Origin of the sequence: Moorena sp. SIO3I8 (assembly GCF_010692325.1) — a bacterium.
Taxonomy (GTDB): domain Bacteria; phylum Cyanobacteriota; class Cyanobacteriia; order Cyanobacteriales; family Coleofasciculaceae; genus Moorena.
In genome coordinates this window covers 61,864-75,443 of sequence record NZ_JAAHHW010000018.1, presented here as the reverse complement: position 1 = coordinate 75,443, position 13,580 = coordinate 61,864, and the positions used below count along the sequence as shown (strand labels likewise).

General features: G+C 43.0%; 14 protein-coding genes, 1 tRNA gene and 3 pseudogenes. 10 read left to right on the top strand and 8 right to left on the bottom strand.

Features of this window, described 5'->3' with window-relative positions; translation table 11 throughout:
- Positions 1 to 264: 264 nt before the first annotated feature.
- Both F6K51_RS09805 and F6K51_RS09800 read right to left on the bottom strand, forming a co-directional pair.
- Positions 265 to 951 (bottom strand): carbonic anhydrase, encoded by a 687-nt coding sequence (locus F6K51_RS09805; protein ID WP_293019912.1) that lies wholly within the window; start codon positions 949 to 951, stop codon positions 265 to 267.
- Positions 952 to 1,563: 612 nt separating this feature from the next.
- Positions 1,564 to 1,650 (bottom strand) — tRNA-Ser (locus F6K51_RS09800).
- A gap of 84 nt (positions 1,651 to 1,734) precedes the next feature.
- On the opposite strand from F6K51_RS09800, the gene F6K51_RS09795 reads away from it, so the two are divergent.
- Positions 1,735 to 2,103, top strand: coding sequence for a 2Fe-2S iron-sulfur cluster-binding protein (locus tag F6K51_RS09795; RefSeq protein ID WP_075905329.1), 369 nt, complete (start codon positions 1,735 to 1,737; stop codon positions 2,101 to 2,103).
- Positions 2,093 to 2,659: a thermonuclease family protein gene (locus F6K51_RS09790; protein ID WP_293019908.1), complete on the top strand. Its 567-nt coding sequence runs from the start codon at positions 2,093 to 2,095 to the stop codon at positions 2,657 to 2,659. The genes F6K51_RS09795 and F6K51_RS09790 overlap by 11 nt, the downstream gene beginning before the upstream one ends.
- Before the next feature lie 159 nt (positions 2,660 to 2,818).
- Here F6K51_RS09790 and F6K51_RS38390 read toward each other — a convergent pair.
- Together F6K51_RS38390 and F6K51_RS38385 are read right to left on the bottom strand one after the other, a co-directional pair.
- A pseudogene (locus tag F6K51_RS38390) lies at positions 2,819 to 2,995 on the bottom strand (hypothetical protein); the annotation flags it as partial.
- Positions 2,980 to 3,150: pseudogene (locus F6K51_RS38385) on the bottom strand (hypothetical protein); the annotation flags it as partial. The pseudogenes F6K51_RS38390 and F6K51_RS38385, both read right to left, overlap by 16 nt.
- On the opposite strand from F6K51_RS38385, the gene F6K51_RS09780 reads away from it, so the two are divergent.
- Together F6K51_RS09780 and F6K51_RS09775 are read left to right on the top strand one after the other, a co-directional pair.
- On the top strand, positions 3,089 to 3,913 hold the full coding sequence (locus F6K51_RS09780; RefSeq protein ID WP_293019906.1) for an inositol monophosphatase family protein: 825 nt from the start codon (positions 3,089 to 3,091) through the stop codon (positions 3,911 to 3,913). The pseudogene F6K51_RS38385 and the gene F6K51_RS09780 sit on opposite strands and share 62 nt — an antisense overlap.
- A 205-nt stretch (positions 3,914 to 4,118) precedes the next feature.
- Complete coding sequence (locus F6K51_RS09775) at positions 4,119 to 4,493, top strand: Nif11-like leader peptide family natural product precursor (RefSeq protein WP_293019904.1); 375 nt, start codon at positions 4,119 to 4,121, stop codon at positions 4,491 to 4,493.
- Positions 4,494 to 4,696: 203 nt separating this feature from the next.
- Here F6K51_RS09775 and F6K51_RS09770 read toward each other — a convergent pair whose 3' ends face one another.
- The 3 genes and pseudogenes from F6K51_RS09770 to F6K51_RS09760 all read right to left on the bottom strand — a co-directional run bounded on the left by F6K51_RS09770 (position 4,697) and on the right by F6K51_RS09760 (position 6,608).
- Complete coding sequence (locus F6K51_RS09770) at positions 4,697 to 4,939, bottom strand: hypothetical protein (protein ID WP_293019902.1); 243 nt, start codon at positions 4,937 to 4,939, stop codon at positions 4,697 to 4,699.
- Positions 4,940 to 4,986: 47 nt separating this feature from the next.
- Positions 4,987 to 5,280: pseudogene (locus F6K51_RS09765) on the bottom strand (pentapeptide repeat-containing protein); the annotation flags it as partial.
- Between the two features lie 416 nt (positions 5,281 to 5,696).
- Positions 5,697 to 6,608 carry an Rpn family recombination-promoting nuclease/putative transposase gene (locus F6K51_RS09760; RefSeq protein WP_293020033.1) on the bottom strand — a complete coding sequence of 304 codons (912 nt, stop codon included), beginning with the start codon at positions 6,606 to 6,608 and terminating at the stop codon, positions 5,697 to 5,699.
- Between the two features lie 634 nt (positions 6,609 to 7,242).
- Here F6K51_RS09760 and F6K51_RS09755 point away from each other — a divergent pair.
- The 6 genes from F6K51_RS09755 to upp all read left to right on the top strand — a co-directional run bounded on the left by F6K51_RS09755 (position 7,243) and on the right by upp (position 12,447).
- On the top strand, positions 7,243 to 7,386 hold the full coding sequence (locus F6K51_RS09755) for a hypothetical protein (RefSeq protein ID WP_293019900.1): 144 nt from the start codon (positions 7,243 to 7,245) through the stop codon (positions 7,384 to 7,386).
- 8 nt (positions 7,387 to 7,394) lie between these two features.
- On the top strand, positions 7,395 to 8,288 hold the full coding sequence (locus F6K51_RS09750) for a hypothetical protein (RefSeq protein WP_293019899.1): 894 nt from the start codon (positions 7,395 to 7,397) through the stop codon (positions 8,286 to 8,288).
- A gap of 31 nt (positions 8,289 to 8,319) precedes the next feature.
- The gene (locus tag F6K51_RS09745; RefSeq protein WP_293019898.1) at positions 8,320 to 9,747 is read left to right on the top strand and encodes a tetratricopeptide repeat protein; all 1,428 of its coding nucleotides are present in this window, start codon (positions 8,320 to 8,322) and stop codon (positions 9,745 to 9,747) included.
- The gene (locus F6K51_RS09740; protein ID WP_365939935.1) at positions 9,748 to 10,875 is read left to right on the top strand and encodes a tetratricopeptide repeat protein; all 1,128 of its coding nucleotides are present in this window, start codon (positions 9,748 to 9,750) and stop codon (positions 10,873 to 10,875) included.
- A gap of 48 nt (positions 10,876 to 10,923) precedes the next feature.
- Positions 10,924 to 11,709: a CHAT domain-containing protein gene (locus tag F6K51_RS09735; protein ID WP_293019897.1), complete on the top strand. Its 786-nt coding sequence runs from the start codon at positions 10,924 to 10,926 to the stop codon at positions 11,707 to 11,709.
- A 102-nt stretch (positions 11,710 to 11,811) separates the two neighbouring features.
- Entirely contained in the window at positions 11,812 to 12,447 is a 636-nt protein-coding gene (gene upp, locus F6K51_RS09730) for a uracil phosphoribosyltransferase (RefSeq protein ID WP_293019896.1), read from the top strand.
- 372 nt (positions 12,448 to 12,819) lie between these two features.
- On the opposite strand, the gene F6K51_RS09725 is transcribed toward upp, so the two are convergent.
- On the bottom strand, positions 12,820 to 13,557 hold the full coding sequence (locus tag F6K51_RS09725) for a hypothetical protein (protein ID WP_293019895.1): 738 nt from the start codon (positions 13,555 to 13,557) through the stop codon (positions 12,820 to 12,822).
- Positions 13,558 to 13,580: the final 23 nt, after the last annotated feature.

The following is a 13,580-nucleotide window of genomic DNA, read 5'->3' as shown; positions in this document are numbered from 1 at the left end:
GGATCTTCTGTTGACTAACGTTATCAAGACGGTAGGACAATAACTAGTCCAAAGGGAATCAACTATCAGGGCATCTACACATAGGGTTGCAAATAGGTTGTTGTAAACTAAGAAGCTGATTTAACTGTTGGCTGTAAACTGTTGACGACTACTGACAACAGTTTACCAGAGGCTAAGAGGAAAAATGATGCTAATTGGATTATAGCACCTCTAATCAGGGTTGCATCTACTTTTTTTCTGGTTTATTATTACTTAGTTTAGAGTTTATTCTGGAGAACCTTTATAAATTCTTGCTTGCTGCTGAGGTGTTATCCATGCTCCTCTTGAAAACTGGGTTTGAGGTGGTACAAATTGCTTTTGCAGTGGACTATATTCCAGAACCTCTCCCGTTTCTATCTTATAGACCCAGCCATGAAGCCGAATTTCCTCACTTCTGAGTCGAGATTGAATAACTGGGTAAGTACGTAAATTTTGTAGCTGGTTAAGGACATTTTCCTCCACCGCCCCATTCAGGAGTTCATCACCTTCATAGTCTTGATAGTGTTCTTTGATAATCCGGCGAGTAGCTTCGGCATGCTTGAGCCATTGGTAAACGGCTGGCATGTCCTCTTCTAGCTTGTCGATTTTCAGTAAACCTTTCATCGCTCCACAGCGATAGTGACCGCATACGACAATTTCATTAATGCCTAAGGCATAAATAGCATACTCTACTGCTGCTGGTTCACCGCCATTACTTGCTCCATAAGGCGGTATGATATTCCCGGCATTGCGGATGATGAACATTTCACCAGGCTCAGTTTGAGTAATCAGACTCGGGTCAATTCGAGAATCTGAACAGGTGATGAATAGTATCCTGGGATGCTGCCCGTGAGACAGTAACTCAAATAGGTCTCGGTGGGTCTGGAAGTAATTGGTCTGGAATTGATGCAGACCTTGAATCAACTGCTTCATTTAAGGCTTACAGCTAGATGTTCTATAATTGGGATCTTCAATAATTTTATAGGCAATAGCCGTCTTAATTGACTTTCAGGTTTGTATTTCGGTCAGCTATCAGTTATCAGCTATCAGCTATCAGCTATAGCAGAAGTCAGAAGTCAGAAGTCAGAAGTCAGAAGTCAGAAGTCAGAAGTCAGAAGTCAGAAGTCAAACTCTTGCGCTTACTTAGGTTTGAGACTTTTGTCATGTCCGCGCCTGCCCTGGCGACTGCTATATCAGCTATCAGCTATAGCGCTACGCTTAGCGTCAGAAGTTAGAAGTCAGAAGTCAAAAGTCAGCTATGAGTAAGTTTCGGAGTTTAGGAATGTCCTAACAGTAGCGCGTAGTGCTATATCAGCTAATAGCTGATAGCTTACCAGGTAAGTATTGGTTTAATCTCTGTTACGTCTGCTGACGGCACCTCAAGTAGCGTGAGCTTTTAGCTGACGGCTGACGGCTGACGGCACCTCAAGTAGCGTGGCCAAAGGCCAAGGCTGACGGCTGACGGCTAACGGCTGACGGCTGACGGCTGACTGCTGACCGCTGACTGCTGACCGCTGAATGCTGATATTATTGATTGAATTGGAACGGAGAGGGAGGGATTCGAACCCTCGTTAAAGTTGCCCCTAAACAGCATTTCCAGTGCTGCGCCTTCAACCACTCGGCCACCTCTCCAGGTAAAGTATTCAGTTGGAGCTTTGAATCTTTTTCAATTCATCGCCCGATTTCTTATTATACAGAAAATTATATACGAAGTCAATGACTCAATCGTACACCATTCAGATTCATAATCGCCAAACTGGTGCTAAGCACAAGGTAAACGTGCCAACTGACCGCTATATCTTGCATTCCGCAGAAAAGCAGGGTGTAGAGCTACCCTTTGCCTGCCGCAATGGAGCTTGTACCACTTGCGCAGTGCGAGTATTGGCAGGAAAAGTCTACCAACCGGAAGCCATGGGACTATCTCCACAATTGCGGGACCAAGGCTATGCTCTATTATGTGTGAGTTATCCCCGGTCAGACCTAGAGGTAGAGACTCAGGATGAAGATGAAGTCTATGAACTTCAGTTTGGTCGATATTTTGCTAAAGGGAAGGTTCGGTTTGGGCTGCCACTGGATGAGGATTAGGACAATAGCCGAGCAGAGGTGCAGTAGAGCGGGGAGCCTGCTTAGTTGCTTTCTGCTCTTGCTTGGGGGATGCCAATTAACAAATGTCCCCAACCAGATTGAAGCTCAAGTGCAACGGGTGATCAGTGGACACACGGTGGATGTGTTGATATCCAATCAAGATCCACCATTAATGGCACGAATCCGGATGATTGGTATAGAGGCACCAAGCTGGAAACAAAAGCCTTGGGGAGATCAGGCGAAAACCTGTTTACAGAAGATGCTCAGTGAAATTAGTGAAACTGGTGATCAAAAATCGGTTATGTTAGAGCTTGATGTTGAGGAAAAAGACCGCTATAGCCGCTGGTTAGCCTATGTATGGCTAGATGGTGTGTTGGTCAATGAGCAGTTGGTAGCTAAGGGCTGTGCCTTAGCTTCACCCCTAGTCCCCAATAACAAATATGATGCTAAAATAGCCCGTGCTCAAGAATACGCCAGAATTATGGGCTATGGGATTTGGAACCCAGATCAGCCTTTGCGCTTGACACCAGCAGAATTTCGCCGTCAAAATCCTTAGTGGTTATTAGTTATTAGTCATCAGCTATCAGCCATCAGTTATCAGCTATCAGTTATCAGCTATCAGCTATCAGCTATCAGCTATCAGCTATCAGCTATCAGTTATCAGCTATCAGCTTTCGGCCTGTGGCCAAGCTACTTGAGGTGCTTATTGGTACAGTCACAGTGTCGTTCGCACAGCGTGGCCATTCGCGTAGCGTGGCCTTTTGGCCAAGGCCAAAGCCTGTGCCACGCTGAGGTACTTTTGAATAAAATCAGCTGACCGCTGACCGCTGACCGCTGACCGCTGACCGCTGACCGCTGACCGCTGACCGCTGACCGCTGACCGCTGACCGCTGACCGCTGACCGCTGACCGCTGACCGCTGACCGCTGACCGCTAACCGCTGACTGCTTACCGACTCAATTGATAAACTACAGGTTATCTGCTCAATGACAGAACATACCTCCGAACAACTACAAACTTTCCTTGATATTGCCGCTAAAGCTGCCACTGCTGCTGGTGATGTTTTGAAAACTTACTGGGGCAATCTCAAAACTATAGAAGAGAAAGGACGTCCTGGAGATTTAGTCACTGCAGCTGATAAAGAAGCTGAAGCAGTAGTCTTAGATATACTCAAAAACGATGTGCCAGACCATTCGATTCTGGCAGAAGAATCGGGTCAACTGGGAGACAATCAAAGTAAATACCTATGGGCGATTGACCCCCTCGATGGTACTACTAATTATGCCCATCAATACCCCATTGCTGCTACCTCTGTGGGGTTGTTGATTGACGGCAAGCCTCAGGTGGGAGCAGTATATAATCCCTTTCGGGATGAGTTATTGTGTGCAGCTGTGGGCTTAGGGGCAACCTGCAATGGTCAGCCAATCCAGGTTTCCCAAGTCTCTGACCTGAGTAAGAGCTTGTTAGTGACTGGATTTGCCTATGACCGGCGGCAGACTTCCGATAACAACTATGCCGAGTTCTGTTACCTGACTCATCTGACTCAAGGAGTTCGCCGTAGTGGTTCTGCATCCATCGATTTGTGTGATGTTGCTACTGGACGATTGGATGGCTATTGGGAACGAGGGCTTTCTCCTTGGGATGTAGCGGCTGGCATCGTTATCCTAGAAGAAGCTGGTGGTAAAGTTACCGCTTATGATCGCAGTCCTATTGATATTAATTCTGGGCGGATTCTGGCAACTAATGCCAAGATTCACGACAGTCTTAGTGCTGCCTTGTTAGAGACACCACCTTTATCTTCTTGGAAATAAAATAGTAAGCATTCAGTTATCAGTTATCAGCTATCAGCTATCAGTTTTCAGCCATTCGCGTAGCGTGGCCCAAAGGCCAAGGCCAACGGCTGACGGCTGACGGCTGACCACTGACGGCTGACGGCTGACAGCTGACTAATTATTTATAATAATAGATGTAAAGTCGATTAATTGGCGTCCCTAAGTGACGCATTTTTTATACCTAATGTCTATAATTTATACAGAAAATGTTGATCAATTTTTCCATGCTGTTTCTCAACAAGAAGATTTAAAACAGCAGCTAATAGCTACTATAAATCCAGAAGAGGTAGTTAAGGTAGCACAGGATTACGATTTTAAGTTTACCGTAGCTGACTGGCAACAGTTTATCCAGGGGCATCACTCCAGTCAGCCTACCAGTGATACTTTTAAAAATGAAATAATAGGATTAGATGTTACAGAGGAACAGTTAGATGCTTGGTGGAAATTTGCTTGGGAAACAGGAGATATCAATCTGATCGGGTGGGTTTATGATAAGAGAGATGCCATCAATTGGGTGCAATTGCTAGATGAGTTTAAAGTGATTAAAAAAGAGGATTAATTTTTAGCTATCAGCGGTCAGCGGTCAGCGGTCAGCGGTCAGCGGTCAGCCATCAGTGGTCAGCCATCAGTGGTCAGCCGTCAGCCGTCATTAATCAGTTTTCAGCTTATTTTATTCAAAAGCTGATAGCACCTCAAGTAGCGTGCGCGTAGCGCATAAACTGATAGCTGATAGCTGATAGCTGATAACTGATAGCTGATAGCTCACGATTCAATCACCCCATTAATCAGTAACGCTGCCTTAGTTTTGTCTAAAATAACTTTTTCATAGGTTTTGAGCGAGTCCTTATGAATCGGTTTCGCCATGAACCGATAGTGACTGGAGGTTGTTAGTTCATCAATCTTCAGGTGAGTCGCCATCGGGTCTTCTATCTGATACTCTTTCTCGAAGTAAAGTAAGCTAATTGTGGTCAGGTGTATTCGATCAGCAATAGCAGCAGCAAGCAATCGATAAAAACGAGCTGCAAAACGGGGGTCTTGCTCTAGTTTATGGGTTAATTTAACTCGATCAATGCCAGAAGCACTTCTGTGATACTAGGTTCCCATATCCCTCCTCCCTTGATTAGGTTATCCTTGGTCTGTTCAAGCAGACCGGGATTTTTGCCAAACCGAGTTCCTGTGACTTGGGCATTACTGAGATTAGCATGGCTTAAGTTTGCTGAAATCAAGCTAGCGCCACTCAAGTCAGCCCCACTCAAGTCAGCCCCACTCAAGTCAGCCCCACTGAGTTTGGCATCCCTTAAGTCAGTATCACTTAAGTCAGCATGGCTGAGATTAAGACTACTGAGATTGACACCCCGTCAGGGTTGGCGTTGCTGAATCTTCGAATGAATGCGCGATCATCTGGTTTTAAGAGTAGGTGCGCGCCTCCAAGGGCGCGAGCAATCCCTCGCGCCCTTGGGTCGCACCTGTAGAATGGGCATCTTGGTGGAACGGGCATCTTGCCCGTTATCAATATCTGGTCGAGCGGGCAAGATGCCCACTCTACTGCTATTCATTAGTTGATTCAGCAACGCCAAAAGCCAAGCGAGCTAGCCACAGTTAATCCTGGTGGGCAAGGTGATTGGTCAACCCAAGCGCTCCAACCAATTTATCTCCCCTTGCCCACCCTACAAAACTGGCTAATGCTAAAAATTCATTCTTCATTCTTCATTCTAAATTCTTCATTCTAAATTCTTCATTAGTCTATTGCCTTTTGATTTGTTCAGCGAAGCTTCCTAATTTCCTCTACAGGTATGCCAGTAGTTTGGCTAATCGTTTCATCATCCAAAAGAGGCAAAAGTTGGCGTGCAATTGTTTGGGCTTTTTCTTTCTCCCCTTCTTCTCTCCCTTGTTTCATTCCTTGTTTCATTCCTTCTTCTCTCCCTTGTTTCATTCCTTGTTTCATTCCTTTTTCTCTCCCTTGTTTCTCAGCAAATAGAATCAGCCCTTGTTGGTCATGAATAAACATTTCTCGTTTTCCTAGTTCCTCCAACTCTTTCCTGGTTAAATTCGCCTGAGAAGCAATCCCAAATGCCTGTTTAAACTCTGGGAGTTGTGCCATTTTCTCTGGGACTGTATCTAAGGAAGGGGCATTTTTTAAAAAATACATCCACAACTCATCCAATTCTTCTAACTCCTCCAACTGTTTCTCAAACTTCGGTAACTCTACAAACAATAATTGTAAGTGATTTTCTACGTAGCTGATGTTGGTACTTTTTTCTCGGAACTCAAAATGATTAATTACCTGATTATGCTCAGGAAACATAATAAAATCGGTAATGGTCAGAGCAATCACTGGTTTGAGATAACGGTAGCCTTCCCCTTTACCTAATTGTAGTGAGTAAGCTTTAGCTGCGTTATACAAAACTCGACGAGCAAAAGACTCTACCTGCAAAACCTGCATTTCAATAATCACTAGAGAACCATCCTTCAGCTTAGCTTTCACATCGAGGAAAGAGTCTTTGAGGATTGGCAGAGGAGAAGACTGATAAGGATCAATAATTTCTAAATCTTCGATGAGAGGTTGATTGTGATAGACAAGAGCATTCAGGAAGCTAATCAGAATCGGCTTACTTTCCTGGGAGGCAAAGATTTTTTTAAAGGCAAAGTCGGTTTTGGGGCTGATGAATTTCATGGCTGAGATTGGGCTGAGGGTGCGTTTAATCAAAAAAGTAGTAGACTACAACTATAGCAATTATAAGACTTGTGAGGTACAAATATCTAGGTTTTAGGGAGCAGGGAGCAGGGAGCAGGGAGCAGGTAAGAGGGAAGAGGGAAAAAATCCTGTTTACCTTACACTCCCCATCTCCCCACCCTTCCCACACTTACTTTCTTTTTTACAACTATGATATGGACCCTACTCCTCTTCTTCTTCCCTGAGCCAACGCCAAATCAACAAGCAAAGATTCAAGACTATGATTAGGTTTGCATCAAGGAACAAAGCTAGTAACTCCACAACGAACTCTATTAATAGCCAACGTTTTCGGTTGCGATTAGTCTTCTTGGTCATAGCCATGATTGTCAATATAAATGGTTCTGACTTCTAGCCTATTGACTCAATAAATAGGTGTATAGGGCTTTGATATAAAAATTTGGGACGGTATTGAATGGAAAATATACTTTAAAAATAGGCGTTTTAAGTATGAACTAATAAACTAAAATATGCTAAAATAAAAACAAATAAAAATTTTTAATTAGCTAACACAATTCGCAATCTACATGGCATAATTTAGTTAAGCATTCAGCGGTCAGCTATCAGCTAATGCGCTATGCGCACGCTACGCGAACAGCTTATGAGAGTTAAGTTTCACAGGCTAGAAGCCTGTGCCACCCTACTCCCTACTCCCTACTCCCTACTCCCTACTCCCTACTCCCTGCTCCCTGCTCCCTACTCCCTGCTCCCTTTCTTATGATAAATACCATGACCAACCAACAATCTCAACAACAACATTTTCTGGCAGAAATAGCTGACCATATTTTCCCTATATCCAAAAGCTCCGAAACCCAAAAAGTATGCTTTCAACTGCGTTTTAGTCCTGAAAACTGGCAAGAAGAGAATGTGGAGATTGCTCGCAAAATGGACGAAAAACTGGGAGCGTTTAATGAACAGAGCATTAATGCTACCCTGGCCGAAGTACTGAAAAAGCTGAAAAAGCAGTTTGGGGAGGAAATGGCCAAACATGGGGTAAATTGGGAGAATAAACGAGGAAGACCAGCGGATGACAAAGAATCTCCCTGGCGAATTGCTTATGGCTGGTTATGGCAGCAGAAATTTCCTTACTGGCAAATGGATTGGCTTTGGCAAGCCCTGATTCAAAAAGCGGCATCTCCTTCCCATTGGCTTCGTTTTACTCCAGATCCTACTCTCAGAGGCTTGGTTGTACCCCCAGGGAATAGAGACGAGCCACCTGTAATTGGTTGTAACATTCCCTACTATATACATGTGGAGCTAGATTGTGACCAACAGCATGTGTTGTTATTAAATCGCGGTTTAGAAGATAGCAACTATGTAGTCTGTCCTTCCCAAGCTTTTGCTCCACTTAATCGACTCAAAGACAAGAAAATACTTATGCCTCAGCTAGGGGCAACATATTACAATGAAAAGATAAGATTTAATAGCACAGGGCAAGAGGAGTTTCTGGCTATTGTCTTAGACGATTCCTTAGATTTACCTTGGTTAACGCCTAATCAAAAGGAAGCAGCTCCGAAGTTGAATCCGAAACGGCTTAAGGAATTGTGGACAAGGTTGGCAGAAGATAGCAATAATTGGCAAGCATTTTATCGCTCTTTCCAGGTAGTAGAAGCATCTGCTTAGAATTAGGTAACAGGAAATAGAATAGGAAAATATGGACGAACAAGCAATTGAAGCTTATTTAAACCTGATCCAACAACTGCTGCAATGCCCCAAAGGACAGGAAGGGGAAATACTGCAAGCCAACACAGAACTAGTGAATCAGGAGTTGGTGCAGATAATGGCAGCAGTAGCAGCACAAATGGAAGAGGATGGAGATAACAATGCCAATTGGTTGCGAAGTTTTGCTCAGCACTTAGCAGAGATACTCAAGATTCATTCGACTGAAGTTCCTTTAGAAGACTATTTCAATTTCCTAATGTCCATCTTGCAGGCAGTTGAAACTGACCATAGTCCTCAATCCATTTACCCCCTACTGGAACAGAACCTTGACAAGCTAGATGAAAACTTAGGGCAGATACTGCTATCTTGGGCAAGGGAAGCCCTCCCTAAACTTCAGCCAGAAGAAGCTAAATATCTTGCTGGAGTTCTTGGCACATTCGGCAATTTGATTATACAGTTTCCTCTAGGTGATATAGCTAATAACCTAGAAATTGCCATTGCTAGTTATGAAGCCGTTGCCACAGTTTTAACCTTGGAGGCATTACCCCAAGATTGGGCAAGGAATCACATCAATCTCGGCAATGCCTACAATAAGAGAATAAAAGGAGATAGAGCCAATAATATCGAACAAGCCATCGCTGCTTATCAACATGCCCTACAAATCCGTACCAAGTCAGCATTTCCCCAAGAGTGGGCAGATATTCAAAACAATCTCGGTGCTGCCTACAAGAATAGAATAAAAGGAGATAGAGCCGAGAATATCGAACAAGCCATCACTGCTTGTCAACATGCCCTAGAAATCCGTACCAAGTCAGCATTTCCCCAAGATTTGGCAACCACTCAACACAATCTCGGTAATGCCTACACTGATAGAATAAAAGGAGATAGAGCCGAGAATATCGAACAAGCCATCACTGCTTATCAACATGCCCTACTAATCCATACCAAGTCAGCATTTTCCCAAGAGTGGGCAATGACTCAAAACAATCTCGGTAATGCCTACACTAATAGAATAAAAGGAGATAGAGCCGAGAATATCGAACAAGCCATCACTGCTTTTCAACATGCCCTACAAATCCATACCAAGTCAGCATTTTCCCAAGATTGGGCAATGACTCAAGACAATCTCGGTAATGCCTACATTAATAGAATAAAAGGAGATAGAGTCGAGAATATCGAACAAGCCATCACTGCTTTTAAAAATGCCCTACAAATCCGTACCAAGTCAGCATTTACCCAAGATTGGGCAACCACTCAAAACAATCTCGGTAATGCCTACTATCATAGAATAAAAGGAGATAGAACCGAGAGTATCGAACAAGCCATCACTGCTTATCAACATGCCCTACAAATCCGTACCAAGTCAGCATTTACCCAAGATTGGGCAAGCACTCAAAACAATCTCGGTGCTGCCTACTAGATCAGAATCAAAGGGAACAGAGCAGATAATATTGAACAAGCCATCGCTTATTATGAAAATGCCCTAAAAATCTGTACCAAGTCAGCATTTACCCAAGATTGGGCAATGACTCAAAACAATCTCGGTATTGCCTACAATAATAGACTAAAAAGAGATAGAGCCGAGAATATCGAACAAGCTATCACTGCTTATCAACATGCCCTACAAATCCGTACCAAGTCAGCATTACCCCAAGATTGGGCAATGACTCAAAACAATCTCGCCAATGCCTACTCGGATAGAATAAAAGGAGATAGAGCTGAGAATATCGAACAAGCCATTACTGCTTATCAACATGCCCTAGAAATTTGGACTCCAGAAAACTTCCCCATTAATTGCCTAACAGCTAGTCGAAATTTAGGTAACCTTGCTCTAAAAAATAACAATTGGCAACTAGCTATCGAAGGCTACTCCCTAGCTATCAAAGCTATAGAACAAAGCCGGAGTTGGGTAATTGATGAGGAGCGTCGCCAAGAGATTATTGCTGATTCCATTGAGGTATATGGCAAGATAGTACAAGCTTGCCTCAACTTAGGGCAGATCGAGAAAGCAGTGGAATATACTGAACGTTCCCGTGCTCAACGGTTGGTAGATATGATGGCTAGTAATGAACTCTACCAAGGGGGAGAAATTGTCCCAGAACTAGAACAGCATTTGCAGGACTACGAGGAACTGCAACGGCGTATCAATGTCCTCCGTTTTGGTTCTGCTTCGGAGGCTGTTCCAGTTTTGGCAGGAAGTCCTAATAAAACCATGTCATTGGAAATGGCAGTGAAACAATCTGGTCAATCCTTGACTAGGGAAGCTTTATTAAAATACGAGAAAGAAATCCAGGCATTAGAGGCACAAAAACAGCAAGTTTGGCAACAACTGCGCAGCTATGACCCGGTTTTGGCAGGACAAATTCAAGTGAATCATCTCGATTGGAAGCAAATGCAGCAGTTAATCGAGGAACCAACCACTGCTCTGCTCAGTTTCTATACAACGGGTAAGGATACCCATATTTTTATCCTGCTCAAGGATCGCAGTCCTCAAGTTTTTACTTGTGTAGGCCAGGGAGGAGAAGCACTACAGAATTGGATTTTATAAAACTGGTTTATTCCCTATGTTGGTTCAAACAGTGAATGGAAACATAAGATGGGGGATTTTCTTCAGGAACTTGCTGAGCGCTTGCAGTTGGAAAAGCTGGTGGGACAGTATCTGACTGGGATTGAAGAGTTGATTATTGTGCCTCATATATTTTTACATCAGATTCCTTTTGCTGCGTTGCCCTTAAAAAGTGAGGAGCAAGAGGGTTTATTACCAGCGGAGCAAGAAAAGAGTTCTCTTCCCCAAACTCGCGGTATGGTCTTGGGCAGCAAATCCTCCAAATCCTCTGCCACTAAATCTGTTACCCAAACTACTTACTTATGCGATCGCTTTGGTATTCGCTTGGTTCCCAGTTGCCAAATCCTCCACTATTGCCACCAACGCCCAGCAATTGAAGGTCAGCAAATGGGTATAGTCGAAGATGCTACGGAAGATCTGCCCTTTAGCAGTTTTGAATGCAAAACCGTTGCGGAAATGTATCACGTTCCTGCTGAGCAGCGCTTACAAGGACGGGATGCCACGGTCAAATCATACCAAACCTTAGCCCAGCAAGTGCATATCCTCCACTCCAGCCATCATGCCAAATCTAACGTCATGAAGCCGTTGGAATCTCAGTTAAGGTTAGGAGATGGTGCCCTGACCCTGGGTCAACTTTTAACTCCTGGTTGGCGGATGCCCAATCTTTCCGAAGTTGTTGTCTCAGCCTGCGAGGTTAATTTCACTCCTACCAAAATTACTGATGATTTGCTTAGTCTAGCTACCGGTTTTCTCTGTGCTGGAGCCAGGAGTGTGGTTAGTACCCAGTGGTCGGTAGATGATTTGTTTCTAGCCTAATCAGGTACACAGGATTTTTTCCCTGTTCCCTGTTCCCTGTTCCCTGTTCCCTGTTCCCTAAAACCCAAGACTCTGTACCTCACCCAATTGAAAACCGCTATAATGATCAATAATGTCAAAGTAATTTACCATCCCCTTGTGCAGCATAAGTTAAGCCTGATGCGTCAGGCTGGAACGAGTACAGCCAAATTTCGTAAACTCCTTAAAGAAGTTGGGTTATTGTTGGCATACGAGGTAACACGGGATTTGCCCCTGAAGTATGAACCAATCAATACACCAATCTCGCCGATGCTAGCTCCGATGCTGGCTTCAGAAAAGAAGATGGTTATTGTCTCGATTATGCGAGCCGGACAGGGTCTGTTAGATGGTATTCTAGAACTCATCCCATCGTCTCGTGTCGGTCATATCGGTTTGTACCGTGACCCCCATACCTTTGTCCCCATCGAATATTATTTCAAACTCCCCGATGATATGACTCAGCGAGATGTGTTGGTGGTTGATCCGATGTTAGCTACAGGTAATACTGCCGTTGCTGCTGTTGACCGACTCAAGGAAGTTAGCCCGAAGTCAATTAAGTTTCTGTGCTTATTAGCAGCACAGCAAGGGCTTGACTATTTCCAACAGCAGCATCCAGATGTAGCGATTTACACGGCGGCTATTGATCAAGATTTAGATCACCATGGCTATATTGTTCCAGGACTTGGGGATGCAGGCGATCGCTTGTATGGTACGAAGTAATCTACTATAGCGGTTTTCAATTAGGTGAGGTACATGTTTTTAGGGAGCTTCGGAGCTGGGAGCTTCGGAGCAGTGAAGTCAGAAGAGGAACCCACCCCTAACCCCTCCCAGGAGGAGAAGTGAGGTAAGAGGGTAAAAATCTTGTGTACCTCATTAGACTAAAAAACTCTATAGTACTCGGTTAGCAGCTTATGCGATAAACAATGTATGTAATATCTATTATAAAATTATTGTTTTGTTGTATATCTTTTATATAACGAATATTTTGATAATGAATATCTTGGTATTTTACATAATCGGTACTTTTCAATAGCAGTGGCAAAAAGGATAGTAAAAATTAGCAAAAGATAACGCTCGCTAATTCCTGATACTTTATCTAAGTGTATTTCTTATAACTTGTAAGGTAGACATGATTTTATTAATAATTCGTCGTCTATTAAATAATTTGTCCAAATAAATAAAGAAATAAGCTAGAGCCAGCAGACAAATTATTATAATAACAGTAGGCATAATAAAAGGAAAAAAGGTTAATTTACCATAGGAATAATTATGACCTATTATGACTTTATGAGAACATATAAAGTCAAAAATATGAATAGGTTTAGGAGGTTGTACTGTCAGATCTAAAGCCTGCTGAAATGTCAAATTAAAGGAATGGCTGCCAACTTTTTCTCCATGTTTAACATGACTAAAAATAAACTTATAAAGCTGTTGAATATATGTTGCGTTTGGAAGAATTATGAAAAATCCAAACAGCCCAGATTGAATTAATAATTTTGTTAAAGAAGAAACTGTTGGTTCAAAAAAATTAAATGCAATTGGAATTTTGAAATACCAAGGATAGCTATTCGGTGATGGATAATGGCTGAGAAATAATTCTAGATACTGCATGCTAAGATAGCAGATAAAAATGCAAACAAGTGGTATTAAAAATAGACCAAATAATAAAACTCCTCTCAGATGAGTCTGTTCAAAATAGTTCAAGGGAGTATCAATTAATTCTCCATCAAAACCCCATTGTGTTTTTCCTAAAGTGTTTAAAGAGAGATATGCTAAAAAAACACCGACAATAGGCCATATTCTATTAATAAGCTTCATTTCATTTGGCATTTTAAATTTTTCTCCTACAAGGG

Excerpts from the sequence above, each read along its gene's own strand:
- F6K51_RS09805 (WP_293019912.1), bottom strand. The coding sequence starts at position 951 with ATGAAGCAGTTGATTCAAGGTCTGCATCAATTCCAGACCAATTACTTC.
- F6K51_RS09795 (WP_075905329.1), top strand. The coding sequence starts at position 1,735 with ATGACTCAATCGTACACCATTCAGATTCATAATCGCCAAACTGGTGCT.
- F6K51_RS09790 (WP_293019908.1), top strand. The coding sequence starts at position 2,093 with ATGAGGATTAGGACAATAGCCGAGCAGAGGTGCAGTAGAGCGGGGAGC.
- F6K51_RS09780 (WP_293019906.1), top strand. The coding sequence starts at position 3,089 with ATGACAGAACATACCTCCGAACAACTACAAACTTTCCTTGATATTGCC.
- F6K51_RS09775 (WP_293019904.1), top strand. The coding sequence starts at position 4,119 with ATGTCTATAATTTATACAGAAAATGTTGATCAATTTTTCCATGCTGTT.
- F6K51_RS09760 (WP_293020033.1), bottom strand. The coding sequence starts at position 6,608 with ATGAAATTCATCAGCCCCAAAACCGACTTTGCCTTTAAAAAAATCTTT.
- F6K51_RS09755 (WP_293019900.1), top strand. The coding sequence starts at position 7,243 with ATGCGCACGCTACGCGAACAGCTTATGAGAGTTAAGTTTCACAGGCTA.
- F6K51_RS09750 (WP_293019899.1), top strand. The coding sequence starts at position 7,395 with ATGACCAACCAACAATCTCAACAACAACATTTTCTGGCAGAAATAGCT.
- F6K51_RS09745 (WP_293019898.1), top strand. The coding sequence starts at position 8,320 with ATGGACGAACAAGCAATTGAAGCTTATTTAAACCTGATCCAACAACTG.
- F6K51_RS09735 (WP_293019897.1), top strand. The coding sequence starts at position 10,924 with ATGGGGGATTTTCTTCAGGAACTTGCTGAGCGCTTGCAGTTGGAAAAG.
- upp (WP_293019896.1), top strand. The coding sequence starts at position 11,812 with ATGATCAATAATGTCAAAGTAATTTACCATCCCCTTGTGCAGCATAAG.
- F6K51_RS09725 (WP_293019895.1), bottom strand. The coding sequence starts at position 13,557 with ATGCCAAATGAAATGAAGCTTATTAATAGAATATGGCCTATTGTCGGT.